Raw genomic sequence first — 26,026 nt, 5'->3', positions numbered from 1 at the left:
CTTAATACTTTATGAACAAAGCAAAACGTGTTTATATACGCCTATAAGAGTAAAAAATAACAAAAGGATAAAAACATGAGCGCTTTTAGGCTGTTAGTTGCCTTTATTTGTTGTGCGGCATTAGTACCAACAAGTTACGCCGAGCAGGGCTATCAAACCCCATCACCCGAACTTGCAGCTTTGGTTGACGCTAAGTTAGCACCCACTAGTTACTTATCGAGCGATGGCCAGTGGCTAGCGCTTTTTGCACGCAAACGTGTAGTAACCCTTGATGAACTTGCAAAAGAAGAGCTTAAGCTTGCTGGTATTAAGCTAAACCCCGCTAATTTTTCGCGCTCTCGTGTGAGTGCCAAATTTAGTGCCGTGGAGCTAAAGCATGTTCAAAGCGGGTCGGTTATCAGTATTAACAACTTACCTAATGGCATTATTCGTTCTCCTAAGTGGTCATCTAATAGTCAATATTTGGCCTTTATTGTTGAGCAACCAACCCAAGCCAACTTATGGCTTTACAGCGTTGAAACCAAACAAGCAAAAGAGCTTTCAAGCGCTGCATTAAATTCGGTATTAACTGCCTCACCATATAGATGGCTGCCAGATAGCAGCGCCATTGTTGCAAATCTTGCTGTTAATTTTGGTAAACCAAAGCTTGAAAATAACAGCCAAAATGTAGTGCCTGTTATTCAACAAAGTACTGGCGAAAAAGCGCCAGCACGTACTTACCAAAATTTATTAACCAGCCCGTTTGATGAATCACAATTTAAGTTTTACGGTCAAGGACAACTGGCTTACATAACGCTTGATGGCAATACTCAAGCAATAGGTAGCCCTTCTTTATTTAAATCATTTTCGGTGTCACCTGATTCTACCAATATTTTAGTAGCCGGTATTAATGAGCCGTTTTCGTATCAAGTGCCTTACAGCCGATTTGCAAGCACATGGCAAATATGGGGCATGCGCGGCTATGCATTAGCAGAGCTGGCAAAACAGCCACTTGCCGATAACATTCCACAAGGTTACGACAGTGTACGCACTGGCCGCCGCGATTTTGAATGGCGAGCAGACCAAGGTGCAGAGGTTATTTGGGCGCAGGCGCAAGATGGCGGCGATATGAAAACCGACGTTGAGCATCATGATTATGTTTACAGCTTACGTGCCCCCTTTAAACGCGAGCCTAAATTATTTGCCAAAGTAGAACGTCGTTATTCGGGAATAGAGTGGGGTAACGAAAACGTAGCAATGCTGACAGACTGGCGCTTTAGCGATCGCCAAGTACGCACCTTTGTTGTACAACCTCGAAATGCCGACAGAAACCGCGTGCTATTTTCAGAGCGTAGTTACAACGACGCGTATAAAGACCCTGGTAATGCAATTTACGAGCGCAACGATTTAGGCGCAAACGTAATTAAAATTGTAGGCGGGCGTTATATTTACCTGCGCGGTAATGGAGCTTCAGAGCAAGGTAATATCCCGTTTTTAGACCAATACGATGTTAAAACAAATAGCAGCAAGCGTTTATGGCAATCAGAAGCGCCATACTACGAGCGTGTACGCGCTCTGCTTGACGACGAAGGTGAGCGATTTATTACTATTCGCGAATCTAAAACTGAGCAACCTAACTTTTTTATACGTGATTTAGATAACGACACGCTAACGCAATTAACGACATTTGAGCACCCGTACCCTGCATTTAAAGGCGTAACTAAAGAGCAATTACGTTATAAACGCGACGACGGTGTTGAGCTTTCGGGCACGCTTTATTTACCACCAGGGTACGATAAAACACAAGGCCCGTTACCGGTACTTATGTGGGCTTACCCACTTGAATACAAAGATAAAGCCGTAGCATCACAAGTACGCGAATCGCCTTATGCATTTACCTACATTGGTTATTGGGGGCCAATGCCTTATCTTGCTAAAGGGATTGCCGTGTTTGACGACCCTAAAATGCCAATAGTGGGTATTGATGGCAGCGAGCCAAACGATAACTTTAGAAAGCAGCTAGTATCAAGTGCGCAAGCAGCTGTTGATGTATTAGTTAAAAAAGGCATTGCCGATAAAGATAAAATTGCCATAGCAGGGCACTCATACGGTGCATTTATGGTTGCTAACTTATTGGCTCATAGCGATTTATTTAAAACAGGTATTGCCCGCAGTGGCGCGTATAACCGCACATTAACGCCGTTTGGTTTTCAAGGAGAAGAACGTGACTTTTGGCAAGCACAAAGTGTGTACGCTAATATGTCGCCGTTTTTTCACGCTGAAAAAATCAATGAGCCAATGCTAATGATCCACGGTCAAGAAGATCCTAATTCAGGAACCTTCCCAATGCAAAGTGAGCGCATGTACGCAGCGCTAAAAGGTTTAGGTAAAGATGCTCGCTTAGTAATGCTCCCTTACGAAGCACATGGTTACCGTGCGCGTAAAAGCTTATTACATGTATTGTGGGAACAAGAACAGTGGTTAGATAAGTATTTGTTAAATGGTACAGCAGAGCCAGTAGAGGTTATTACTGAACCCGTGGTAAGTACTGGGCAATAGTAATAAACATGAGTAAGCAACAGCGCGGCTACTTATAGCCGCGTTTTTGCTTTTAATATGAGAGTAAATTAATGATTGATGTAGCAGCACTTGCGGTTTTTATTCCTACGTTCTTTTTTGTGTCGATAACGCCTGGTATGTGTATGACCCTTGCCATGACACTCGGTATGAGCATTGGCGTGCGCCGCACATTATGGATGATGATAGGTGAGCTGCTAGGCGTAGCAACCGTTGCCATAGCTGCGGTATTAGGCGTTGCAAGCGTAATGCTAAATTACCCAGATGCATTTGCCATTTTAAAGTGGGTAGGCGGTGCGTACTTAATTTACATTGGCGTTAACATGTGGCGAGCCAAAGGCAAAATGTCGGTTGATACCTCAAAACCAAATGACGTAAGTAGAAAGTCGTTATTTACGCAAGGTTTTGTAACCGCAATTGCTAACCCTAAAGGGTGGGCGTTTATGATCTCGTTATTACCGCCGTTTATTAGTGTTGAGCATGCTGTAGCCCCTCAGCTTTTAGTATTGCTTGGCGTTATAATGACCACCGAGTTTTTAAGTATGTTAGCTTACGCAACAGGCGGTAAAAGCTTACGTTTATTTTTAGCCCGTGGCGATAATATTAAATGGATGAACCGTATTGCTGGTAGTTTAATGGTTGCTGTAGGTGTGTGGTTATCGTTGGACTAATTATTCAAGATTAATAATAAATGTGGTTGAGCGATATTTGTACAGTTTGCAAGGTTTTTTATATAAAACTAAATAAATAGAGCTATCATACAAAAATGAGACAAAAGTATTAACTTAAGCTGAACGCCTTGTCGTGGTTACATTTGTTTGTTTTTTTGTTGCTGGTAATATAAATTTATTAATTTTCCGTGTTGCATTTTTTTACAAATTCGGTAATTCTAATCTCATATTCAAGGAAGAATGAATCAAGTCAACTGCTTAGCTTTGTGCTTTCTTGCCTTTTTAATGTATAGGGAATTACCTCATGAAAAAAGCTATTCTATCCGCACTTATTTTCGTACCTCTTTTTGCTGGTTGTGTTTCAACAACCGATACTAGTACTTCTGCTAATTTAGACCGCAATACTGCAGTTGCTGAGTTGACTACTCGAATGGATACACTTGGCTATTTTCACCCGGTGGCTGTACAGGTAGGTATTGACGAATTTTTAAATATGTCAGCTATTATCCTTGAGCGTCAACGAAAAGTTATGGGTGAATACCGCACTCAAACTGATAACTACCGTGATGTACAAGCCTTTTTATATGCCCATCAAAAGTCGACACCAGAGCAACTTCAAGCTGCAATCGAAGAGTTTGACGCAGGAGCAAAGAATAAAGATGAAGAAATTGGTTATAAAATAGCAGCTTATAACTTAGCGAACGAAGGTATTTATCAGCAAAATGTTGAACTTGCGACTGATTTAACGGTAGAGATTGCTAAATCTGCTTATATTTTAAGCCAGCACAGCACTGTCATAGCCAAAGTAACAGCTTTAAAAATGGGTGGAAATCTTGTCAATTCATGGCTTTCAAGCGATGAAGAGAATGCTGAGCAAGAAGAGGATCCTAAAGATATAGGCACAGCTCTTATTAAAGCAAAAGATCAACTTGCGTTAGCGCTTGAAGCAAACGAAATTATAGAACTTGAGCAAGCCACAATTACTGCAATAAATGAGTTACAACTTGAGCAAGAAGCGAAAGGTTAATGAAAACAAGCATTTTTGCTTTTTTTATAGCATGTGCTTTTAGCTGCTCAGCTCAAAACTGGCCAGATTGGGTAACTCAACCGCAAAAAAGTGATGAATATATTACTGCGGTTGGGATTGGTGAGAGTCGCTTAGCTGCAAAGCAAGCGGCTATAGCCGATATTACTACTCAACTAAGCGTTGATGTAAGTACGCAGCAATTACAAAAGCTCATAAAGCAGGACAACCAAGCAAGCAATTATTTTGAACAAGCAACAACCTTAACTAGTTTACCGTTTACATTAACTGGACTAGAGGAGTTAAATACGCTTGAGCAAAATAACTTATTTGCTTTAAAAATGGGAGTTAAAAAATCGGCTTTAGTTAAAAACCTAAAATCTGATTTATTAAAACTTTCTCGTATCTCTGCGCCAAAAAATGACAACGAACAGCGTTTCATTTGGGCACTTAAAAATAGTGGAGGTCTTGATGTTGCGGCAAAAAAGCTAGCAGTATTAGAGCTCCTTTCTGGGCCTAAGCTATTAATTCAATCGACTTTAAATAATTTATTGAATGAGCAAGCAAAAGCATTAAATGCTGTTTCTTGTGATGTGATCGGTGCTAATAATATTAGCGAAATTAAATCAGCACTAAATAATGCACTCCCACATAGCGGCGATACACGTTTATGGATGCGTCCCCAAATACGTTGGCAGTACGCCAAATCTAATAATAATTATTCAGCCAAAGTTATTTTAACTCTAGCGCTTACGCGAAGTTCAAGTCCTTTCAAAGTATTACTACAACAGGATCTTTTTGCGCAGGAAAGTGCCACGACACAAGAAAATGCAAAACAAAAAGCGATTAACAATTTAATACAACAACTTAAAGCGCCTGCTAGTCAGTGGCTGTTCGATATTTAGGAATGGTAATGAAATTAATAAAAAACTTAACTCTATCAGCATTTACACTCGCCTTATTAGCAGGTTGTAACTCTTCACCTAAACAAGGAAGTGCTACACAATCAGGGTTGGTTAGTAACAACGCCTCGAATACCGTAATAGCCAAAAGTGCTTATATATTTAATGACGCGGATATAGCTATGCCTGCATATTTTGATACCCAAGGTTTAGAGCGTTGCACGTTTGATGCAAATACAGAAACAGATAGTTGTCCGCTTAAAAAACCAATTGTACGCATGTACTTTGATTTAGCTGGTGTAAATGGCAGTGGTATTGGTGTTGATGCTATGCGCGAGTTTGACAACCAAAACTTATTGCTAATGCTCGAAAATCAATTTGCAGGAATTAATCGCTTTAGAATAGTAACGCGTGATGATGATGCTATTTCAAAGGAACAACAATTAATTTTACAACAGCAAGGCTTAAAAACAGCGGCCAAACGTGCCGAAGTTAAAGCATTAATCCCCGATTTTGTGGTAAAAATTGATTCATTAAGAACACTAAAAACTGAAGGCGCGATTACAGATTGGGCCGATTACACATTAGAGCTAACAACCGGTGTGATAAATCCGCAAACACGTGAAAAGCTATCGCATCCTAATTTAGGAAAGATTCGCGTTAAATCTGAAGATGTACGTGATCGCTCGGAGTTAAAATTTACGACTGTAAGCGGACGCTACGTCGCAGGTTTTCACTTTGATCAAAGTGCTCATGTAAATGCAGTACTCAGCGATATGGGATCGCGTGGTATTGATATTTTGCTTACCCGTATGTTGAGTGAAATGCCTGCCACAGCGCAAGTTTTAGGTATTAAAGGGAACAAAATTAGTTTAGATAGAGGTCAAAATGCAGGCGTACTTCCTAACGAAACAATGATAATTTTTAGCTATGAGGCAGGATTTGTTGAACCGATTGGCGTTGCGAATGTTAACCCTTCGCGTAGTAGTGCAAATGGTGAAATTATTCGTTGGAAAGACTCCGATGCAGCAGATGATGTTAAAAACAAAGCTGAAAATGGTATTTATCGACCGTCAAATGGTACAAAAATATTTGCTGTATCGGTCGGTACTCCCGCTGACTTTTTGGAGAGCCGTACATGATCAAAAAGCTTGGTTTATTAGCATTATGTTCCTTGAGTGCGCAAGCTCAAGTGGATGTATTGTCTGATGGTACGCTACAAACACAGGCATGTGCATATGGACGAGGTAGTACGGCTATTTCGGGTGCAAAAACCCAGGCTAGTGCTGAGCTTATAAGTTTTATTAAAGGTAATAAAAGCCTAACAACCCAAAGTGCGCAGCAACATTTAACAACAAGTTTAGATAATGATGCCGCCAGCTTATATGAGCAACAACGGACTATGATGATGGAAGGTTTGAGTGCTGGTGCCGTTCCTTTAAATTACTCAACGCCTACACTCAGTGGTAACGACACATGCATGACTGTAAGCCTTAACCCGCAAGAGTTAGGAGAGCCGCAAGAGCAAAGCTGGCAACAAACCACTCAAAATATTAGTGTGACAGTAATAGGCCAAGGCTGGAAAAAAGAAGGTAAAACAGCACTGACGATTGCAGAACAAGATGCTTTGCAACGTGCTGTATCGCAAGTTGTAGGTGTGTGGCTTACTCAGCAGCATACGCAATCATCAAGTACAAGTATGAATATTGTTGACGGTAACGAATCAACAAACATACAAGAGTTAATAGGGCAACAGCTTTCGAGTCATAGTGAAGGGCTTGTGAAAGAATGGCAAACCCTGCAAACCAGAGAACTGCAAAATGGTGGTGTGGAAGTCACCGTTATGGCTGTTGTAGAAAAAGCACCACTTATTCAAAAAGTATCTAAATTACTGAGCATGATTGGTTCACCTAGAGTGCAAGTTATTGCGCCTGAACCATTAAAAAAAGAACTAAAAGTTTGGTTAAACGAGCAAGGAATTGAAGTTGGTAACGCGGCTAGTTTAGTTATTTATGCAAAATCTGAAGTGATTAAGCGCGCTAACAACAGACAACTTTATTTAAGTGCTGACGTTAGAGATTTAGCTGGAAACATTTATGGTCAGTGGAAAAACGATCCTTCATTTATGTCGTTGCCTAATGCTCCTTACGTAGAAAAAGATTTAATGGCAGTACATTTGGCGAGCGAGTCACAATCAAAAGCGCTTCATAAAGCCCTTAATAATGCATTTACTCAAGTAGTTGCAAGAGGGGGCTTGGTTCGTGAAGTCATGTTGCCAAGCAATAAGCTAACGCAACCAGAAAAATTGCATGATGTGTTAAGTACGTTAGGTGGCGTAAGCGATATATCTATACATAAACAGCAAAAATATACCGTAGCAAGCCTGAGATTTAAAGGTAGCACCGGGGAACTTGCTCATGCGCTTGATCAGGCGTTAATGACAATAACAGCAAAAAGCCTTTCAAAAATTACAGTCGAAGACGACTTTACACTCAGGTACAAATAAGGATAGATGATGAAATTAAAAATATTAACATTAGCAATGGTTTTAGCTATGCCTGCAATCGCAGAGGAAGAATTTAGCTTAACAGATATGATACCTGCTCGCCCAGGCGCGCAAGTAGTGGGTGCTGAACAAGCCGAAGTTTCTGGCGATGTAGTGGTTGCAAAAGATACAAGCGTTGCAGTTGCTGTTGCTCATCAGGCACTGATGGATGACAACGAAGACGGTATTAAAATGATTCAAGTTGGTAGTGGCACCGGTATTTTATCTATTGGTAGTGCTAGTTATAACACCTACGAAAATATGAATGCGACTTTGCTGTCTAAACGCGGTGCTTATAATCAAGCTTATTTAATTGCGAAAAAACAATTAATTGAAAATATGAAAGGTGTTGAACATCAATGTAGCAATGTAGTGTCTGCAAGAATGGATGTTATTGATACGGGCGTTGAAGGTACGGCAAACGAACAAACTAATATGATGGAGGCGTGTAAAGAGTCTGTATCGGGTTCGTTAGCGGGCTTTGTTACTTATGACGTTTACGACAACATTGATGATAAAGGCGTACGTGTAAGCTTAATTTCAACGCCTAAAACACGTTCACAAATTAAAGGTAATCGTGGTGCCGTAGCGGTAACTACTGAACCGAATGTAATTTTCCAACAAGTAATCAGTGATGTTAAAAGTGGTGTTTTACCACCGGTTGGCGCCAAAGTACTTACTAACGCTGATACTGGCGAAGTTATCGTTTTAGGTTATGGCTCTGCAATTGCACGTCAAAATAGAAACAGCAATGTTGCTCGTAAGCTTAAAGGCGTTGCTAAATCGCAATCGCAAACACGTGCGCGTTCTGCGTTGCTTGCCACTATTCAAGGTGAAAAAGTGTATTGGCAAGGTAGTTTTGACGAAAAGCAAATGGAAGGTACTAAACAGTTTGAGTACGATGACCCATACTTAAATGATCCGCAACAAGTAGAAATTCTTGAAGAAGATCGCAGTACGTTTTTAAATCAATTAAAAACATCTGACGAGTATTCAACCGTTGCAAAAGGTAAATTACCACCTGGTGTAAGTGTTAAAAGTTTTGCAAGTGATGATGGATTTTGGCAGTACAGCGTAGCTGTTTATGCGCCAAGCTTAGAGGCAACGGCACGCAAAGCAGCTAAAGAGATGGAAGGTAATAATGGCCAAACTGTTAACGGTGTAAGTCACTACGGCCACAAAATAAAAGCACACGGTGGGTTAAACGAAAAAGCGGCTAACCCCCAAGGTGCATCAGGTAAAGTAGCGAGCGAAAAGGAACTTTAATGCTAGCACCTATTTTAGCGCTTTCGTTGGTGGCTTCGGCCACTTTCGACTCAGAGCAAACCATTGAACAACAAACTGCTTTTTTTAAAAGTCAGGCTAATGGTCAATACGCCCGAGTAATGGCGTTAAAATCGAGTGCAAAAAATGCGCTTGAGCAGGCATGTCGAAATGCATTGACCTTGCCTGATCGTCGTATTATTAAAAATACTTTAGCTAATAAGCTCAATATTACTTTGCCAGAGTCGGTAAGCTTTATTGACGCTGAAATTACGGACTATGAGCAAGAAAAACAGCAAGAATGGTTAACTTGTACTGGTGTTGTAACACCTGCCGCGCAAGATATTAACGAAGCTGGACTTGCCATTAGAGCGGCTTGGCAAGTTGGTAGCCAAAAAGATAAAGCAAACTTACGCCCTTTATTGCAAGTTGCATTGAATCACCCTACAACGATGTCTGATGCAGTAGCATTAGCAGCGGATCAATCGCCAGAGGAGCAACGTTTAAGCTATCTCGATAAATATTTAAAAGCGAGTGAGCTAAAACTCGACGAAGCGAGAGCCTCAGTTGCACAAACCTGGTTTGTTAATAAGCGCTATAAGCAAGTAATTTCGTTAACCCGGCGATGTGAAAGCATAGACTGTAAGCGTTTAAACTTAGCTGCTCAAACTGAGTTTGATAATCTATCTGCTGATGATTTAAGTAGTTATTTTTAATTTTATAGGGATATAAAAAATGCACTCAAAAGTTAAAATACTACTAAAAATTAGCGCTTTAGCTTGTTTAACTATGAGCTTAAATAGCTTAGCTCAAACAAGTGAAGAAGCCGAATTTGAGGCTTTTTTAAAAAAGCGTCAAAGTGAGTTTAGTCAGTACGAACAACAGCAAAAGCAAGAATTTGAAGCGTTTGTAAGTGCTTGGCATAATGCGCAAAATGCATATTTAGAACAAGTAACCCAAAAGTGGCAAGATCCAAATCTGCCAAGCTCAACAGTGTGGGTTAAATACAGTGATGATCTAAATAAACGCACGAGTGTAAATTTCGAAAGTGGTGAAGTCGTTGTTGAGTTATTAAACAGCCAAAACGACGAGCAAGCAGTTGAATATGCAAAGCAGCAATTAAATGAGCTTTCACAAGTAACGGTAAATAAAACACTTTCAAATGATCCCGTTTATATTGCGGCAAATAACACAATAAACAGCAAAAACTTTACCTCAACGGGTAAGCCTTTAAATAAAAAAGTTGAGCAAAGTAAGTCACCAACAACGACTCAAGCTAAAAAAATAGTCGAGCAAACGGTGCTCTCTACAGAGATTGTAAAAGAGGTGCTCACTGCAAAGGCACCTGTAATAACTAAACAAAAAGACAGAGTAACAATTAGCTATAAATTGCCCGATAATATACTTTCGAACCAAGCAAAACGTTATCTACCAGAAGTCCAACAGCAAGCCAAGCGTTATAACTTAGATCCCGCACTGTTATTGGCAATTATACATACCGAATCGAGTTTTAATCCGCTTGCACGCTCGCCAATTCCTGCTTTTGGTTTAATGCAAATAGTGCCTACTTCAGCGGGTAAAGATGTGAGCAATTTTTTGCAAGGTAAACCGCTATTACTTAGCCCTGAGTACTTATTTCAGGCTGATAATAACGTAGAAGCAGGCAGCACTTATGTGCATATTTTAAGTAATCGTTACTTTAAAAATGTACGTAATGTGCAATCAAGAATTTACATGAGTATTGCCGCTTATAATACTGGCCCAGGTAACGTAGCCAAAACGCTGAGTGGCTCTAAATCACTGAACCAAGCAAGTATTGCAGCTAATGCAATGTCAGCTGAGAAGGTTTACACCCTAATGGTTAACAATTTACCTGCGCAAGAAACCCGTAACTATTTACAAAAAGTGGTAAAACGCACCGCTTATTATCAAAAGCAATTGAAAGGAATTTAAAATGAAAAAGTTATTACCTCTAATAGCCGCTTTAGCATTAGGTGCGTGTTCAAGCACTGAAAAAACACAGTCGGAGCCGTTAGCAAAAAATGATTCAGTACCAAGTTGGGTGTTATTACCTGTGTCTGATAAAGGTTTAGCATCGTCGTCATGCGTACCTTGGTCAGGCAGTATGTCAACCGACAGAGCACAAGCAATTGCAGCTGCTCGCGCCGATTTATCTCAGCAAATACAGGTTAAAGCAAGCGTTATGGACAAGCTATACCAACGTAAAGCACAAAGTAATGATGAGCTAAACGTTGGTGGAACTTTTGAGCAAGTAAGTAAGCAAGTTGCACAGCAAAGCCTTGTGGGTGCTGTGCCACAAGAAGTTGCATTTGCTAAATTAGACGGGGTAAAGCAACTTTGTACATTCGTTGTAATGAGCAATACACAAGAAACATTTAATAACCTAGTAGCTCAATCTGGTAAGCGTCTAGATCCTAGTTCACGCGAAGCGCTTTACGAAGAGTTTAAAGCCCAAAAAGCGATGAAAGATCTTGAAAAAGAGCTAGATAGTTTAAATAAGTAATAAAAAATTCTATATTACTAGTTTAGTTTCTAACTCCGCTAAACTAGTATTCTTAAACGGAGTTATAAAGGACTAAAATGAAAGATATATTCTTTTTTGATTCAATGTTAACCCCAAAAATAATTACATTCGTTTACTGGTTAATTTTAATAGGTACTTTGATCTCAGGTGTAACAACAATGTTTGCTAAGTATGGTGGTGGTTTCATTAGTGGTTTGGCCATAATCGTTGGTGGGGCAATTGGTGCGCGCATCTGGTGTGAGCTATTAATTGTATTATTTAAAATTCATGAGAATCTTCAAAAAATAGTTAATAAATCAGAATAAATTTAAATACTCATAAAGTAGTGGTTGCATCGAGTGCTACCACTACTTTTAATCTTAGGCGGTCCAACCAATTTAAAGTAGTTGATATTATCAATTAATTTGCTATAGTTGATTTTGTCATCTATTTAACGCTTAAGGCATGCCCAAAAATGAGTACACCCGTATCAGCAAATCCAGTAATGGTTGAGCCTAAAAAAACACCTGTAATTTATAAAATACTGGTTATGGTAAGTATTATCACTCTAATCGGCGGTACTCTAACTGGCATTATGACTTATGTGAATGTGGGTGTTACAGAGCATTTTTATGCCGACTGGTTTACCTCATTTATAAGTGCAGTATTGGTTATGGCGCCTGTTGGTTTTGTAATGTTGACCTTAATGCATAAGCTAGTTGCCCAGTTATTACCTAATAGCAGTGAGCTAAAACGTAATTTATTGATTAGTGTTTTTATGGCGCTGATCATGGAGTCGGTGATGGCGTTTGTTACCGCTACTAATAATATTGGCTATGCAGATATGCGTGTATTTGTAACTGGATGGGCTGAAGGGTTATTAGCCGCATTACCAATAGGTTTAACTATAATGCTGATAATGTCGGTTACGGTAAAACCTAAAATAGAACGCTTTTTAAAGAGCTAACACTTTGAGCGCTAACGTATTAAAGCAAATAATTTAATACGTTTATAGTGGGCAGATGCATGAAGTAATTAGTTACTTAATTGAGTTTTCTACCGGGCAGCCTTGTTTACGGCATACACCTTCGTTACATAATTTGCATATTTTACGTGCTTCTACCCGCTCGCTTGTTAGGCTGCCAAGTGCTACTTCTATCAAACTTAAAAAACTTTGTTTTTGTTCATCATTAAAGTTGTTTAGTATTTTAGAGGTGGCAGTTTCTCTGCTGGCTAGTACTAGTTCAACTCTTTGGCTTCCTTTATCAGTTACGCATAAAACAACAGAGCGGGCATCTTTTACTGACTTTCGCCTTTCTACAAGTTCTTCTTTTTCAAGTGTATTTATTAATCTAACTGCACCAGAATGCGTTAAGCCTAAAACCTTGCTTAGTACATCAATGGTTTCATTCGGATGATTGTAAATAGTTACCAGTGCCGCTTCGTGGCTTAGGCTTCGCCCGCCTAATTCGGCAATCTGTTTTTCAATGTCATTAGAAACAGAAGTAGCAAACGTGCCGATTAAATTTGATATATATTTTTCATTTTTCATAAATTTAATTATATGTGATTCGATCATATAAATATAGTGACAAATTAAGTGCGCTCATTTATTGTGTGACTCAGTCATGTATATTGGCTCGGAATTAGTTAATCTACTTCGAATATTACACAAATTACATGAGCGAGGATTTACCGCCAGCTCATCAGTTAAATAAAGCGATATAATTAAATGAAAAATGATTCAGAAACATTACGTTATACAAAAAAGTTTAAAACAGTATTAGATAAAAAAATGGCCTATATAGATGAAGGCGAAGGTGATCCTATTGTATTTTTACATGGTAACCCTACATCTAGCTTTCTTTGGCGAAACGTTATGCCCTATTTGCAAGGAAAAGGGCGTTTAATTGCTATTGATATGATTGGATTAGGAGATTCGCAAAAGTTAGATAACACCCATGAGGGCAGTTACTTACTTGCTGAAAACAGCAAATACACATTTGCACTTTTAGAAGCGTTGGGTGTAAATAATAACGTTACCTTGGTGCTACACGATTGGGGCTCTGGTGTTGGCTTTAACTGGGCTAATACACATCGTGATGCAGTAAAAGCCATTGCCTTTATGGAAGCAATTGTTACTGACTTTCCAACATGGGACGATTTTCCTAAAGATTTGCACGGCCCTATTGGCACTATGCGCTCAGCTGAGGGTGAAAAAATGGTGCTTGATGACAACTTTTTTATTGAAACAATATTACCAGCGACCATTGCACGCAAATTAACGCAGGCAGAGCATGATGAGTATCGCAGACCCTTTATTAATTCAGGAGAGGATCGCCGTGCAATTTTAGCAGGGCCTCGCCAACTGCCCATTGCTGGAGAGCCTGCCGATACCGTGGCTTTAGTTAAAAGCTATGCGAGCTATTTAGCTAACTCTCACGATATTCCAAAGCTATTTATTAATGCTGAACCGGGTGCTTTTTTAGTTGGTTACGCAAGAGACTTTGTGCGCACATGGCCAAACCTAACTGAGGTAACCGTAAGCGGTATTCACTATATTCAAGAGGATTCACCGCACGAAATAGGTAAGGCTATTTCTGATTGGTTACCAAGATAAAAACGGGATGTATTAGTAAACCTGAACTTTGGATAATTAATCTATCTCAAGCCGTTATTTTCAGCGTTAACTACCATATATAGATGACGCTTTTATACAACTAAAAGCGTCATCTATTAACTATTTAAGTAAAAATGGTGCGGTTTTACTCGCCTTTACGCTTGCCACTTTTTCGGGTGAACCTTGTGCTACAATTAAGCCGCCTTCTTCACCAGCACCAGGACCTACATCAATTACCCAGTCACTATTGCGGGCTACTTGCATATCGTGTTCAACCATAATAACGGTATTGCCAGCATCTACTAATTTATTTAACTGCGCCATTAGCATTGATACATCCGATGAATGCAGGCCTGTGGTTGGCTCATCAAGAATATAAAGCGTGTTGCCGCGCTGGGCACGTTGCAGCTCGGTGGCTAATTTAATACGCTGCGCTTCACCGCCCGAAAGCTCAGTGGCAGGTTGTCCTAAACGCAAATACCCAAGACCTACTTGCATAAGTGCATCGAGTGCTCGCAGTATTGCAGGTTCATTTTCAAAAAAGGTATACGCCGATTCAACCGTTAAATTGAGAATATCGCTTATGTTTTTATCACGATATGTAACCTCTAGCGTTTGTTCGTTATAACGTTTGCCATGACATACTTGGCAAGGTGAATAAACGCTAGGTAAAAACAGTAGCTCTATACTTACAAAGCCAACGCCTTCACAGTTTTTACAGCGACCCTTAGCAACATTAAACGAAAAGCGACCGGCATCGTAACGGCGCTCTTTTGCTTTTTTTGTAGAAGCAAATAGTTTACGCACATGATCAAATAAGCCTGTGTAGGTAGCTAAGTTTGAACGAGGGGTACGGCCAATCGCTTTTTGATTTACGGTAATTAGGCGGCTTATATTATTTATACCTTCAATGATTTTTCCGCTGGTGTGTGTTTGCAGCTCTTGTTCGAGTAAGTCGGCTTCGCCAGTTGGCGCTTCCGTTATTATTTTTTGCCCAAGTGCTTCGTAAACAAGTTCTACTAACGCTTGGCTTACTAGGCTTGATTTACCAGAGCCCGAAACCCCAGTAACTGTTGTCATAACACCCAATGGAAATTCTGCATTGAGTTTTTTAAGATTGTTACGCTCAATATCAGCTAATTTTAACCACGCTTTTGGCTGCCTTTGCTCCTTTTTTTGCGCGCTGTTTTGAGTAGACTCTTGACTGGCGTTTTTAGCAAAAAGGTGGCGGGCAGTGTGCGAATTTTTTACTTTGCTTAAACCTTCAACAGGGCCGCTGTAAATAATGTCGCCACCATGCACACCGGCATCAGGGCCTACATCAACAATCCAATCGGCATGTTTAACAACGCTAACATCGTGTTCAACAACAAATACAGAATTGCCAGCCGCTATTAACTCGTCGAGCGCTTTTAAAAGTGCTTGTGTGTCTGCAGGGTGTAAACCCGCTGAAGGTTCATCTAGCACGTAAACCACCCCAAATAATTTAGAGCGAATTTGTGTGGCAAGTCGCAATCGTTGTAGTTCTCCGGGTGAGAGCGTTGGCGTTGTACGCTCAAGCGACAAGTACCCTAAACCAAGCATGGTTAGTGCTTCAATACGAGTGAGAATATCGCTGGCAATGCGCTGCGTAACAATGGCTTGCTCTGGATTTTTTGTATTCTTATTTACTTTGGTGCTGGCGGCATTACTTAATTTTTTAGCAAGCTCGTTTAATGTAAGTTGAGATAGCTCGCCAATATCAAGCCCTGCAAATTTAACACTTAACGATGCTTGTTTTAATTTTTTACCTTGGCAAGTAGGGCACTGCGATATTTGCATAAACTGCGATACGCGCTTTTTTGTACGCGGGCTTTGGGTAGTAGCAAAAGACTGTAAAACAAAGCGTTTAGCGCTTGAAAAAGTTCCCATGTAGCTTGGATCTTCGTTATTTTTTATCGCATTTTGTGTTTGCTCATAGGTGTAATCTGGGTATACCGGCACAGTAGGAGTTTCGTCGGTAAATAAAATCCAATCGCGTGCTTTTTTAGAAAGTTTGTTCCAAGGCGTATCTATGTCATAACCAAGCGAGGTAAGTATACGGCTTAGGTTTTTACCTTGCCATGCTGGTGGCCACGCTTCAATGGCGCGCTGGCGAATAGTTTTTGTTTCATCTGGCACAAGTAGCTTTTCGGTTACTTCAAACACTCGGCCTATTCCTGAGCATTCTGGGCACGCACCTTGTGGCGTATTCGGCGAAAACGCATCGGCGTAAAGTATGCTTTGCCCTTTGGGGTAATCGCCAGCACGAGAGTAAAGCATGCGTAGCGCGTTAGAAATAGTTGTTATGCTGCCAACGGATGAGCGAACCGAGGGTGCGCCGCGTTGCTGCTGCAAAGCAACAGCAGGCGGTAGTCCTTCAATAGAATCAACATCGGGCTCATCAACTTGATCTATTAACCTACGGGCGTAAGGCGATACTGAATCAAGATAGCGGTGCTGCGACTCAGCAAACAGCGTTCCAAACGCAAGCGACGATTTTCCAGAGCCCGATATTCCTGTAAAAACAACCAATGCGTTACGAGGTAAATCAACGTCTACATTTTTTAAGTTGTGAACGCGTGCCCCTCTTACTTGAATGCTATTACTGGGATCAGATAAATCCATTGTTGAATTTTTATGTGTGCTTGCCATACGTTTATACTCCTGTTTAATCGCGCTTTTTACTTTAAGTTAGCTTTAATTATTTACTCTTATCACTCGTTATTACCCTAAAGTAACGCAAGCACACTGAATGAGCGCTTAGTCTGTAGTGGCGCAGCCAAAGCGCTGGATAAAATTGCGATGATTGTTTGTTTACATAATAGGTATGGAATGCGAATATAATTTAAACAGTTATTGTTATGTAATTTACTAGATATTTTACTAGGTAATAAAAAGGAACTAACAGTGAATAAAGCCTTAGTGATCATTTTATTAGTGCTTTCGTGGGCAACCCAAGCCGACTCTATTAAAGCGCTAAATGTTGACCGTGCAGTACCAAATAGCATGCACTTATCGTTTGCAAACGATAGCAACATAACCCCTAAAAAAGGGAATTTTAAAATCGTTAATTATGTATTAATGAGCAATGAAGAGGGCGAACGCTGGGCTGTTATAACGCTAACTAACTTATCGTCGGGCAATCGCGAATTAGGCCAGGAACATTTACTTGCACTTTTTGCTGACGGCAGCCGATTCATGCCAATGGAATTTAAACTCGGTTTTAAAGGCAACGAAACACAATCGGTAACTGTATCGTTTGCCGATTATAAATTCCCTATTTTAAGTGTGTATTCGAGTAACGATTTGTAACTAATAACGATGCGATAATATTAAATTAGGGATATTTCTAAAATTAAGGGTTTTTATGAAGTTTGAAGATGCGCAACAAAATATGAACCTCGCATACTTCGGTGGTGGAACCGGTGTATTAGTGTCTGGCTTGGTTTGGTGTATAGCTGGCTTTGTCGCATTACTGCATTCAAATCAATCGAGTATGCTTACTTTGTTTTTTGGTGGTATGTTTATACATCCTTTAGCCATGCTACTTTCAAAAGCTCTTAAACGCTCTGGCAATCATGACCCTAAAAACCCATTAGGTAAATTGGCCTTAGAAAGCACTATTATTTTATTTGTTGGTTTGTTTTTAGCGTTTTACGTAGCAAAACTTCAAGCTGAATGGTTTTATTCAATAATGCTGATGATAATTGGTGTTCGCTATTTAGTTTTCAACACTTTATATGGCATGAAAGTGTACTGGATTTTAGGTGCTTCGCTTATGTTTTTTGGCATGTTGTGTATTGTATTAAATGCCAATTTTGTAATCGGCGCCTTTATTGGCGGGATAACCGAAATAGTATTTGCGCTAGTGATATTTGCCCAATCGAAAGGTATGGTTTTAAAAACAGAATAATAAGCCTCTATAATCACAAAATAATGTGCTGCTGGAGTTACCCTTCAGCTTGGTATATAGCAAAGGCTTTTTAAAGTATTGAGTATCTGCAAATTGCATGTAGCTACTAGTTGGCTTAGAGCGAATTGCAGACACTCGGTATGCTCATTTTTTGGCAATTTATATATAGGTTCTCGTCTAGTTAGGAAATTTGTAGTAGCCAATAAAACTTGACGCTACATTAGGGCCTACCAAGCTTGTTTTGGACTGAAACGTGTTTCAGGTTTCTAGTGGCTTTTATTTTTCAGATAAGCTTGAGTTAGGCAAATCTCCAACCTTCATAGATCCGATGAAATCAAATAGATTTACACTTTCTTCTTGCTCAACCATAGTCCCAAAGAAACAAACATAACTAGCACGGTTAATACTGGCGGCTTCGATTGCAGCGGCAGCACCTCAGCTGGGACATTGGGTGAAAGGTGTACATACACCGCCACGCTCATAATAACCACAGTAAGCATGGTGACTAGGTTCAATATCATAGCCGCTAATTTCGATGAGATAAACTTTCCTTCAGTTAGGATAAGTAAATACAAAAGGCCAGCAAATATCTCACCCATTTGTCCTGCAAATTTTGAGAGTGCAGGGAAAGGTAAACCACTCAACTCAATTTGAGCTGCAAAAATATCGGCGAAGGGTAAGAAAAACTTAGCCATTCCAGCCATCATCATGAATCCCCCTAAGAGGGCTGTTACAAAGTTTTTTGTTTTATTGCTCACTGTGTCCTTCGAACGTATGAAGTAACCCGCTGTAATAAGAAACATGGTTCCAATCATCACAGCTTCTAATAAAATCTGTTGGTTCATTTCTAACTCCGTTGTCGAATTTATTGAAAGTATCCGAATAGATTACGCTTGCTCAGGCTTGAGCAGCACCTTTGTCACAAACAGGCGCACAATTGGCGCAACAACAGCAAGCAGTAATAATGCCGAAGGTACAACTTGTACTATGGTCGATCCCCATGCTGAGACAAAGTCAGCACCAGTAGGTAGGTTGCGAAAAGCTATAATGCCAGACATACCCAGCAGCATGGTTGGCAGTACCATAGATATCATTAGTGGGTATTGAAATTTACGGTTAAATTTTTTCATAAGTATTTCCATTCAGTATCTGTAGCCATAAGGCGATTCGATGGAGAGAGTATAAGAGGAAATTAAAGATTCAAAAATAGACAATATTGAATTTTAAAAGTACATTTATGTACTCTATAAATAAAAAGCAGTCTACGATGATCAGTACCAAAAATATGACCAACTTATATTGGTTTTGTCTTTCTGTTGAGTGTGGAGGGTTTGCGGCGGCAAGTATAAAAGCAAATACCTCAGCCCCAACAGTTTCTCGCTCAGTCGCGAGCCTTGAGCAGCAGTTGAATGAGAAACTGTTACACCGTGACTCAAAAAACTTTCAACTAACTAATGCCGGCGAAGAGATTTATAATAAATTTTCAGGGCTCTTTAGCGGGCTAGATGAACAGTGGCAGAGCCTCTCAAATGCACAAGGGGAGTTGACGGGAGATATTCATATTTCATGTCCAGAGCCATTCGCCGATTTTTTCTTACAAGCGCTCGCATTGGAGTTTATGGCGGAGCATCCTAAGGTGAATATTCATGTGCATTTTGCATCGGACGCAAAAGACTTCATATCTGAGCAAATCGATTTGGCGATTGTTACACTGCCAGCCACGGCCTCTCACCTTGTTCAGCGCCAACTATTTGAAACTGAGTTAGCGTTGGCAGCGTCAAAAAGTTATTTAACCCAAAAAGGAGCACCAGGTTCTGCTAAAGAATTACTCGATCATAATGTATTAGCTGGTAATAACTTCCCATATTGGTTGCTAAAAGAAGGCTCGGAGCCAATCAAAATACCGATTAAGCCCAAATACTCAATTAATAGTTTGAGGTTGAATATTCAAGCGGCTATAGAAGGGGCGGGTATTTGTTTGATGCCAAAAGTGGCACTAGAGCACCTAGCTTCGCAGAATAAACTGGTGCCAGTGCTACCGGAGGTTGAATGTCCTAAAGGTACGGCATACTTGGTATGGACAGATAGAAAAATGATCGCTTCACGCGTTGTCGCATTTAGAGATCTTGTGTTTAGTCGTATGAATCATAATGCCGAAACATTGTGGCGCAATATGTTAGGTTAATCTGCAAAAGCGGTTTCAAGTGCGGCGAGCAACTTGTTTTCACTTGCTTGCGGGCGTACATCTTCCGCTTGATCAATCCATTGTATAAAACCCTTACTCAAAACTGATATTTTGTTTTAAAAGGTACTCCACTGCTTTATCAGTATGGGGCTTAAACGCTTTCCAACGGCCTATTGCTTTGCTATTTAATGGTTGGCGTACTTGCATTTTACTTGCAGTAGAAACCGGTGCGGTGTTTAAGTGAAAATCTATACATTGTGCTTGCCAATCTAAGTTACAAAAGCTGACTAACTCTTTAATTTGTTGCTCGGGCTGTGCGACTAACTCTTCGTATTTTACTAATTTTATATTGCTGTGTTGCATGCTGAAGTGCTGCATTAGTTTGTAAAAACGGCTGTAAAATTTTGCAGTGTCGAGTAGGTCGAGCGAGTACGCGTAGTAGGGGTTATTTATAGTAAATAGCTGGCGGTAGTTACCAATACAGGTGTCCATTGGATCGCGCAGCATACAAATAATTTTAGCGTTTGGCAGTGCTTTGGTTATTAAGTCGATATAAAAAAAGTTAAACGGGAGCTTATCAATAAAGTGTTTATGGCTGCCCGTTATTACGCGTGTTGCGTTTAAATAGGTTGACCCAAGCTGATTAAAATCAAGCTCGTAGGCTTTACTGAGGGTTTGAGTGTCGAGCACGTGAGGTGTTTGCGTTTGGCTGAGCTTTTTAACACTTAGGCCAAAGTCTTGTAATTCACCGGCTGATTGCACGTCGCTGTGGCTTGATAAAATACGCTCAACCAATGTGGTGCCAGAGCGGGGCATACCTAATACAAAAATAGGTTCGGCCGTTGGGTTACCTTGTGTTAGCGCTTGTTTGTGCTGTTCACTTAAGAGTTTAATATGTTCAAATAACTCAGTTGAGCTTTTATGATCAAACGGCTGCACAGCACGTTTTGCTACTTTACCTTGCTCTAACGCGTTAAAAGCCTCTGAAAACTCACCAATATCTTGATACTCTTTTGCTAAAGCATGGCCAATATGCAGTTTTGCATCGGGGTGTGTTACTTGCTCAAACACGTTTTTTAAGCGTTCAATATGGTTGTTTTGCTTACTTACTTTAGTTAAATCACTTAATGCAAAATGACTTTGATGATGCAGCGGGTTAAGCGCTATGGCATTTTCAAAAGCGTGTTGGGCTTTATCAAATAGCCCTAAAAACTTAGCGCTTACGCCGTAGTTATAATAAAACGGTGGTTGAGCTTTGTTAGCTGCTGTAGCCAGTTTAATAGCGCACTCAAAGTAGTTAAGTGCTTGCTTGTGAATACCTGCTTGAGTAAGTGCAACGCCGAGTGTGTCGGCATCAAGCGCTTTAGTTATTTGCTTTAATGGCACCGATAGTGCGGTTTTTTTTGCTTTTTGTAATTCGCCAGTAAGTGCGTAACATTTAGCAAGTTGCGCGGTGTATTCAATACTTTGGCCAAGGGTAAGAGCTTTTTCGATGAGCTTTATTGCTTTGTGTATTTGCCCAACAGTTAAATTAACCATGGCAAGCAAAAAATACCCATCAGCAAAGTCTGGTTTGAGTGTAACTAACTCCACTAGGGCTTTGTGTGCTTGCTCTATTTTACCTTGGTTTAGGGAGTGTATTGCGCTTTGATGAAGTTGCTTTAAATTTGGCTGCATGGTTTTGGTAATTATTATTTTGTAAAAGAAAATAAAAAGGCTCAAATAAATTTGAGCCTTAAAACAGTATTTAAAAAGTGAGACTGTTTAAAAGTCGCTTAAATTATATTTCAAATTTGTAGTTAAATTTAACACCTACCGTAAGCGGGCGATTAATGTAATGGCCGTAGTTACGTTGTATGTCGGCGCCATTAGCTGATGTTATATCGGCATCTGAACGACGAACGGATGTAACCGCGTATTTGTTGAATAGGTTATCAACATATAGCGTAGTTGACCATGCATCGGCTGTTAATTTAGCTGATATATTACTTAAGCTGTAACCTGGTAGTGTTTCGCCGTTATCACGAAGCCCTACTCTTGAAAGCACGTCGCTTTGCGCGGTTAAACCGTAGTTAATATCAAGCGTTTTGTCGTTAAACACATCTGTTTGATAGTTTACACCCATCGAAAATTGGTTTTCAGGTGAACCAGGTAAACGGTCGCCGTCTTCTGCGCCACCGGTGCCATCGGCATTAAACAAAAATGGTGCATCTGATGTTAGCTCTGCTTTTGTATAAGCATAGGTTGCGTAAACTGAAAACGAGTCAGATAAAATAGCGCGGGTTGAAATTTCTACCCCTTTTGCATTAGCGCTACCTGCGTTTGAAAGGTACGTTAATTGGCCTATATCCGTAGCGCCCGTAATTTGTGCATCATCCCAATCTATATTAAATAACGCGGCATTAAAGTGTAGTTGGCTTCTAAACCATGTACTTTTAAAACCTAGCTCGTAGTTAGTTGTTGTATCAGCATCGAATAGTAATTCGTCAGGTTGACCACAGCCTTTTTGTTGATCCTCCGAAATAGCTTCCTCACAAGACACTAAACCGTTTGAGCCGCCAATTCTAAAGCCTTCACTTACTGTTACATAACCCATTACTGAGTCAGTGAACTGGTATTTAGCATTAAATTTAAATAAGTTACCGTTATCGCCTGCTTCGTCTTTTTCGTATGCAACGGTGGTTACATCAGGATCTACTCCACCATACAATGTATTTGCTAGCGGGAAGTCAAAAGCCGCTTGCGACTCTATATCGTATTTGTAAAAACGGGCACCAATGGTCACATCTAATTTGTCGGTAACTTGGTAGCCAACTTCACCAAATAGTGCGGACTCAGTGACGGTACTTTTTGTAAGCTCTAAGTATTCTAATGAGTCAGGTCTTAGCTGCTCGCCACCAAAGTTATCGATAGCGAATTGGTCAAACCCAGGCGTAAACTCTCTGCTTGATGCTTCGGTTTCTGTTTTGTTGTAAAAGCCACCCACAATCCAGTTAAAGTCGCTGTCGCCTTGCGACACTAAGCGAATTTCTTGAGTGAAGGTATCTTCTTCGTCAATTTCACGGGTAAACGTTGAAAACGAAGGGAATTCTTCATAGCCGTAATCTAGGCGAATAAGTAAGTCTGTTTGGTCGCGTTGGCCGTCGGCATCAAAGCTTGAAATACCGGTTGCCGATACGAGCTCTGCAAAACCTAAATCTGCTTTTAGTTCGAGGCTTAGTAATTGATCTTTTTTCTCGCGCGGCTCTTCAAAGCGATAAGCCGATTCGTATTTACCTATTACGTCGCTTAAACCGTTGTTTGCATTAAGGCTGTTGTAATGAACAATCGAGCGGCCTTCGCTGTCTTGGTTTTGGTAAAAGTAGTTAAGCGTACCTTCAAACGATTCATTTGGTTTAAAGCGAACAGAAATACGACCAGTAGTGGTGGTTTCGCCGTTGGCGTCTTTTACATTTTTAAGGTTGTTATTAACTGCTGAGCTATCGCTCCAATCTGGATCGGGTAGTGATACGCCAGATTCACGTACTACATATCCGTAATCGATAAAACCCGGATCTTCATATACGTTTAAGCTGGCGCGAACTGCTAATTTATCTTCGATAATAGGAAGGTTAAATATAAAACCGCCTTCGCCGCCTAAAGAGTCACTTTCTTTTGTTTGAAATAGGTCGCCGTAAACTTCAAGCGATGTAAAATCAAGCTCAGGCTGTTTAAGCATGTAGCGAATTGCACCGCCCAATGTGCCTGCACCATAAAGCGTGCCTTGTGGCCCAATTAATACTTCAACACGCTCAATATCTACTAGGCGCATATCTACCGAAACTGGAATTTCGTTTATATAAGTAGATACCGTGCCGCCATCTGACGATGGACCAGATGAATTAGTATTTAAACCACGAACAATAATAGGTGATCCAGAGCGACCACCTTGATCGGTAATTGTTAAACCAGGTACCCAGCGTGCTACATCCGCAAGCTCATTGATATTTTGATCTTTCATAATATCTGCATCAAGGGCTGTAATATTTAGCGGTGCATTTTGCACAGAGCCGCTGCGCCTTGTTGCTGTAACTTCAATTACTTCGAGTGATTTGTTTTTAGCTGCAACTTCTTCTTGAGCAAGTGCGGCATTAGGCAATAAAAATACGCTAGAAACAGCGCTCGAAATAGCCAAGGTTAACAAGCTTGGTTTAAACATAAAAAGTGATCCCCAGTTCAAATGTTTTACATTAGTAAATTAAGTTAAGCAGTTTATCAGGGAGTGAAGTAGCTTGGAATATCTAAATTGAATTTTAATTCACTTTTATAGAATAAATATGGTTTGTGTGTGGGGTTTTTATTTAGTTAATAGGCAATATAAGCAATAGCTTAGTGCTATTAGGTACAGTTAGGTTAAAAATCACACCCTTGTTTAAAGGTAAATAGTCATTCATTTTTTAAAGATGGCTTTATGACGTGCTCGTTAAACAAATTATTACATTAAAATTGATAGTTTATAATGTCATTAGTTATGCTTTTATCAGCACTATTAAAGTATGTTTTTATCCCCATTAAGAGTGGTAGTCGTATTTATAAGTAACTGTGTAAGTTATTGAGTGAGCGTGTTTGATTGCCGCTTCGTATTCTCTTTTTTATTTTGTCCGCACTTTTTTGTGCGTGTTTTTAAGGATTAACAATGAGCCAACTATTTTCGCCTTTATCACTTGGGCAAGTAACGTTAGATAACCGTATTATTATTGCACCAATGTGCCAGTACTCAGCAAACAATGGCGCTGCTAGCGATTGGCACACTATTCATTTGGGCCAATTGAGTTTGAGTGGTGCAGGATTGCTAATTTTAGAAGCAACAGCAGTAAACCCAGAAGGGCGTATTAGCTACGGCGATTTAGGGCTTTGGAATAATGAAACCCAGCAAGCACTGGGCAAAAGCCTGAAAGCAGTAAGGCAATACAGCTCTATGCCTATTGGTATTCAGTTAGCGCATGCTGGGCGTAAAGCCTCTACAGGTAAGCCATGGGAAGATATTGGCGCTATTGCACCTGATGACGTAAATGGCTGGCAAACCGTGGCACCTTCGGCAGTTGCGTACGACGATAGCAGCCCAGTGCCAAAAGCAATGAGCCAAGACGACATAGACTCATTAATTAAAGACTTTGTCAGTGCAGCTAAACGCGCTGATGAACTCGGCCTTGATTTAATCGAGCTACATGGTGCGCACGGTTACCTGTTACACCAGTTTTTGTCGCCACTTTCAAACAAGCGCGATGACAACTACGGTGGTAGCCTAGAAAACAGAATGTGTTTATTGCTTGATGTGTTTAAAGCGGTAAGAGCGGTATTTCCTAGTGAAAAAGCGGTAGGTGTGCGTATTTCGGCAACTGATTGGGTTGAAGGCGGCTGGGATTTAGATCAATCGATAGTGCTTAGTAAAGCGCTTGATGAACTCGGCTGTGACTTTATTCATGTAAGTACTGCGGGTTTAAGTCCTGAGCAAAAAATACCAGTAAAACCTAATTTTCAGGTACCGTTTGCAACAGCCATAAAAGAAGCGGTTAAAATGCCTGTTATAGCGGTGGGTTTAATTACACAGGCGCAACAAGCCGAAGATATTATTAGTGAGCAGCAAGCCGATGGTGTAGCGCTGGCGCGTGGCATTTTATATAACCCGCATTGGCCGTGGCATGCAGCTGCAGAGCTTGGCGCTACAGTAACTGCACCTAAACAGTATTTACGCTCAAGCCCACATGGGCAGCCATCACCAATAAAATAAAACGAAGTTTTTTGTAAAAACCCAACCCGCGT

The 26,026-nt window shown here is 40.3% G+C and carries 23 protein-coding genes; 17 read left to right on the top strand and 6 right to left on the bottom strand.

Annotation, left to right across the window (positions count from 1 at the left end; genetic code table 11):
- The first annotated feature begins 75 nt into the window (after positions 1-75).
- From I6E70_RS07535 to I6E70_RS07480, 12 genes are all read left to right on the top strand, one after another.
- On the top strand, positions 76-2,538 hold the full coding sequence (locus I6E70_RS07535; protein ID WP_197188415.1) for a S9 family peptidase: 2,463 nt from the start codon (positions 76-78) through the stop codon (positions 2,536-2,538).
- Positions 2,539-2,609: 71 nt separating this feature from the next.
- A complete protein-coding gene (locus I6E70_RS07530) occupies positions 2,610-3,227 on the top strand; it encodes a LysE family translocator (protein WP_197188414.1) in 618 nt (205 codons plus the stop codon).
- Positions 3,228-3,531: 304 nt separating this feature from the next.
- Positions 3,532-4,254 carry a hypothetical protein gene (locus I6E70_RS07525; protein ID WP_197188413.1) on the top strand — a complete coding sequence of 241 codons (723 nt, stop codon included), beginning with the start codon at positions 3,532-3,534 and terminating at the stop codon, positions 4,252-4,254.
- On the top strand, positions 4,254-5,156 hold the full coding sequence (locus I6E70_RS07520; RefSeq protein ID WP_197174328.1) for an LPP20 family lipoprotein: 903 nt from the start codon (positions 4,254-4,256) through the stop codon (positions 5,154-5,156). Before I6E70_RS07525 ends, I6E70_RS07520 begins: the two co-directional genes overlap by 1 nt.
- A gap of 8 nt (positions 5,157-5,164) precedes the next feature.
- Positions 5,165-6,295, top strand: a complete 1,131-nt coding sequence (locus I6E70_RS07515; RefSeq protein WP_197188412.1) for a hypothetical protein — start codon at positions 5,165-5,167, stop codon at positions 6,293-6,295.
- Entirely contained in the window at positions 6,292-7,659 is a 1,368-nt protein-coding gene (locus I6E70_RS07510; protein ID WP_197188411.1) for a hypothetical protein, read from the top strand. Before I6E70_RS07515 ends, I6E70_RS07510 begins: the two co-directional genes overlap by 4 nt.
- A 9-nt stretch (positions 7,660-7,668) precedes the next feature.
- A complete protein-coding gene (locus I6E70_RS07505; RefSeq protein WP_121955187.1) occupies positions 7,669-8,964 on the top strand; it encodes a hypothetical protein in 1,296 nt (431 codons plus the stop codon).
- Positions 8,964-9,677 (top strand): hypothetical protein, encoded by a 714-nt coding sequence (locus tag I6E70_RS07500; protein WP_165735613.1) that lies wholly within the window; start codon positions 8,964-8,966, stop codon positions 9,675-9,677. Before I6E70_RS07505 ends, I6E70_RS07500 begins: the two co-directional genes overlap by 1 nt.
- 19 nt (positions 9,678-9,696) lie before the next feature.
- Complete coding sequence (locus I6E70_RS07495; RefSeq protein WP_197188410.1) at positions 9,697-10,914, top strand: murein transglycosylase domain-containing protein; 1,218 nt, start codon at positions 9,697-9,699, stop codon at positions 10,912-10,914.
- A gap of 1 nt (position 10,915) precedes the next feature.
- Positions 10,916-11,485: a hypothetical protein gene (locus I6E70_RS07490; RefSeq protein ID WP_002960153.1), complete on the top strand. Its 570-nt coding sequence runs from the start codon at positions 10,916-10,918 to the stop codon at positions 11,483-11,485.
- A gap of 77 nt (positions 11,486-11,562) precedes the next feature.
- A complete protein-coding gene (locus tag I6E70_RS07485) occupies positions 11,563-11,811 on the top strand; it encodes a DUF4282 domain-containing protein (RefSeq protein WP_197188409.1) in 249 nt (82 codons plus the stop codon).
- A gap of 149 nt (positions 11,812-11,960) precedes the next feature.
- Positions 11,961-12,452: a DUF2798 domain-containing protein gene (locus I6E70_RS07480; RefSeq protein ID WP_197188408.1), complete on the top strand. Its 492-nt coding sequence runs from the start codon at positions 11,961-11,963 to the stop codon at positions 12,450-12,452.
- Between the two features lie 72 nt (positions 12,453-12,524).
- Here the strand turns inward: I6E70_RS07480 and I6E70_RS07475 are convergent, their stop codons facing one another.
- Positions 12,525-13,037, bottom strand: coding sequence for a MarR family winged helix-turn-helix transcriptional regulator (locus tag I6E70_RS07475; RefSeq protein ID WP_197188407.1), 513 nt, complete (start codon positions 13,035-13,037; stop codon positions 12,525-12,527).
- A 180-nt stretch (positions 13,038-13,217) separates the two neighbouring features.
- Here I6E70_RS07475 and I6E70_RS07470 point away from each other — a divergent pair, with 180 nt between their 5' ends.
- The gene (locus I6E70_RS07470) at positions 13,218-14,105 is read left to right on the top strand and encodes a haloalkane dehalogenase (RefSeq protein WP_197188406.1); all 888 of its coding nucleotides are present in this window, start codon (positions 13,218-13,220) and stop codon (positions 14,103-14,105) included.
- Positions 14,106-14,225: 120 nt separating this feature from the next.
- Here I6E70_RS07470 and uvrA read toward each other — a convergent pair whose 3' ends face one another.
- Positions 14,226-16,778, bottom strand: coding sequence for an excinuclease ABC subunit UvrA (gene uvrA, locus I6E70_RS07465; RefSeq protein WP_197188405.1), 2,553 nt, complete (start codon positions 16,776-16,778; stop codon positions 14,226-14,228).
- A gap of 255 nt (positions 16,779-17,033) precedes the next feature.
- Here uvrA and I6E70_RS07460 point away from each other — a divergent pair, with 255 nt between their 5' ends.
- Together I6E70_RS07460 and I6E70_RS07455 are read left to right on the top strand one after the other, a co-directional pair.
- Positions 17,034-17,438, top strand: a complete 405-nt coding sequence (locus tag I6E70_RS07460; RefSeq protein ID WP_197188404.1) for a hypothetical protein — start codon at positions 17,034-17,036, stop codon at positions 17,436-17,438.
- Between the two features lie 55 nt (positions 17,439-17,493).
- Complete coding sequence (locus tag I6E70_RS07455) at positions 17,494-18,039, top strand: DUF7010 family protein (RefSeq protein ID WP_165742590.1); 546 nt, start codon at positions 17,494-17,496, stop codon at positions 18,037-18,039.
- Positions 18,040-18,383: 344 nt separating this feature from the next.
- Here I6E70_RS07455 and I6E70_RS07450 read toward each other — a convergent pair whose 3' ends face one another.
- Complete coding sequence (locus I6E70_RS07450; protein ID WP_050548727.1) at positions 18,384-18,884, bottom strand: hypothetical protein; 501 nt, start codon at positions 18,882-18,884, stop codon at positions 18,384-18,386.
- Positions 18,885-18,926: 42 nt separating this feature from the next.
- Entirely contained in the window at positions 18,927-19,169 is a 243-nt protein-coding gene (locus I6E70_RS07445) for a DUF2798 domain-containing protein (protein ID WP_007581809.1), read from the bottom strand.
- Between the two features lie 137 nt (positions 19,170-19,306).
- On the opposite strand from I6E70_RS07445, the gene I6E70_RS07440 reads away from it, so the two are divergent.
- Positions 19,307-20,224, top strand: a complete 918-nt coding sequence (locus I6E70_RS07440) for a LysR family transcriptional regulator (RefSeq protein WP_007581810.1) — start codon at positions 19,307-19,309, stop codon at positions 20,222-20,224.
- 93 nt (positions 20,225-20,317) lie between these two features.
- Here I6E70_RS07440 and I6E70_RS07435 read toward each other — a convergent pair whose 3' ends face one another.
- Both I6E70_RS07435 and I6E70_RS07430 read right to left on the bottom strand, forming a co-directional pair.
- On the bottom strand, positions 20,318-21,901 hold the full coding sequence (locus tag I6E70_RS07435; RefSeq protein ID WP_197188403.1) for a tetratricopeptide repeat-containing sulfotransferase family protein: 1,584 nt from the start codon (positions 21,899-21,901) through the stop codon (positions 20,318-20,320).
- Between the two features lie 103 nt (positions 21,902-22,004).
- The gene (locus I6E70_RS07430; RefSeq protein ID WP_197188402.1) at positions 22,005-24,422 is read right to left on the bottom strand and encodes a TonB-dependent receptor; all 2,418 of its coding nucleotides are present in this window, start codon (positions 24,420-24,422) and stop codon (positions 22,005-22,007) included.
- Positions 24,423-24,899: 477 nt separating this feature from the next.
- Between I6E70_RS07430 and I6E70_RS07425 the strand changes: the two genes are divergently transcribed.
- A complete protein-coding gene (locus tag I6E70_RS07425) occupies positions 24,900-25,994 on the top strand; it encodes an NADH:flavin oxidoreductase/NADH oxidase (protein ID WP_197188401.1) in 1,095 nt (364 codons plus the stop codon).
- Positions 25,995-26,026: the final 32 nt, after the last annotated feature.

Origin of the sequence: Pseudoalteromonas sp. NGC95 (assembly GCF_015864705.1) — a bacterium.
Lineage (GTDB): Bacteria > Pseudomonadota > Gammaproteobacteria > Enterobacterales > Alteromonadaceae > Pseudoalteromonas > Pseudoalteromonas arctica.
This window is presented reverse-complemented; position numbering and strand designations above follow the sequence as displayed.

What these genes read in the sequence shown, in the direction of transcription:
- I6E70_RS07535 (WP_197188415.1), top strand. Translation starts at nt 76, where the DNA reads ATGAGCGCTTTTAGGCTGTTAGTTGCCTTTATTTGTTGTGCGGCATTA.
- I6E70_RS07530 (WP_197188414.1), top strand. Translation starts at nt 2,610, where the DNA reads ATGATTGATGTAGCAGCACTTGCGGTTTTTATTCCTACGTTCTTTTTT.
- I6E70_RS07525 (WP_197188413.1), top strand. Translation starts at nt 3,532, where the DNA reads ATGAAAAAAGCTATTCTATCCGCACTTATTTTCGTACCTCTTTTTGCT.
- I6E70_RS07520 (WP_197174328.1), top strand. Translation starts at nt 4,254, where the DNA reads ATGAAAACAAGCATTTTTGCTTTTTTTATAGCATGTGCTTTTAGCTGC.
- I6E70_RS07515 (WP_197188412.1), top strand. Translation starts at nt 5,165, where the DNA reads ATGAAATTAATAAAAAACTTAACTCTATCAGCATTTACACTCGCCTTA.
- I6E70_RS07510 (WP_197188411.1), top strand. Translation starts at nt 6,292, where the DNA reads ATGATCAAAAAGCTTGGTTTATTAGCATTATGTTCCTTGAGTGCGCAA.
- I6E70_RS07505 (WP_121955187.1), top strand. Translation starts at nt 7,669, where the DNA reads ATGAAATTAAAAATATTAACATTAGCAATGGTTTTAGCTATGCCTGCA.
- I6E70_RS07500 (WP_165735613.1), top strand. Translation starts at nt 8,964, where the DNA reads ATGCTAGCACCTATTTTAGCGCTTTCGTTGGTGGCTTCGGCCACTTTC.
- I6E70_RS07495 (WP_197188410.1), top strand. Translation starts at nt 9,697, where the DNA reads ATGCACTCAAAAGTTAAAATACTACTAAAAATTAGCGCTTTAGCTTGT.
- I6E70_RS07490 (WP_002960153.1), top strand. Translation starts at nt 10,916, where the DNA reads ATGAAAAAGTTATTACCTCTAATAGCCGCTTTAGCATTAGGTGCGTGT.
- I6E70_RS07485 (WP_197188409.1), top strand. Translation starts at nt 11,563, where the DNA reads ATGAAAGATATATTCTTTTTTGATTCAATGTTAACCCCAAAAATAATT.
- I6E70_RS07480 (WP_197188408.1), top strand. Translation starts at nt 11,961, where the DNA reads ATGAGTACACCCGTATCAGCAAATCCAGTAATGGTTGAGCCTAAAAAA.
- I6E70_RS07475 (WP_197188407.1), bottom strand. Translation starts at nt 13,037, where the DNA reads ATGAAAAATGAAAAATATATATCAAATTTAATCGGCACGTTTGCTACT.
- I6E70_RS07470 (WP_197188406.1), top strand. Translation starts at nt 13,218, where the DNA reads ATGAAAAATGATTCAGAAACATTACGTTATACAAAAAAGTTTAAAACA.
- uvrA (WP_197188405.1), bottom strand. Translation starts at nt 16,778, where the DNA reads ATGGCAAGCACACATAAAAATTCAACAATGGATTTATCTGATCCCAGT.
- I6E70_RS07455 (WP_165742590.1), top strand. Translation starts at nt 17,494, where the DNA reads ATGAAGTTTGAAGATGCGCAACAAAATATGAACCTCGCATACTTCGGT.
- I6E70_RS07450 (WP_050548727.1), bottom strand. Translation starts at nt 18,884, where the DNA reads ATGAACCAACAGATTTTATTAGAAGCTGTGATGATTGGAACCATGTTT.
- I6E70_RS07445 (WP_007581809.1), bottom strand. Translation starts at nt 19,169, where the DNA reads ATGAAAAAATTTAACCGTAAATTTCAATACCCACTAATGATATCTATG.
- I6E70_RS07440 (WP_007581810.1), top strand. Translation starts at nt 19,307, where the DNA reads ATGATCAGTACCAAAAATATGACCAACTTATATTGGTTTTGTCTTTCT.
- I6E70_RS07435 (WP_197188403.1), bottom strand. Translation starts at nt 21,901, where the DNA reads ATGCAGCCAAATTTAAAGCAACTTCATCAAAGCGCAATACACTCCCTA.
- I6E70_RS07430 (WP_197188402.1), bottom strand. Translation starts at nt 24,422, where the DNA reads ATGTTTAAACCAAGCTTGTTAACCTTGGCTATTTCGAGCGCTGTTTCT.
- I6E70_RS07425 (WP_197188401.1), top strand. Translation starts at nt 24,900, where the DNA reads ATGAGCCAACTATTTTCGCCTTTATCACTTGGGCAAGTAACGTTAGAT.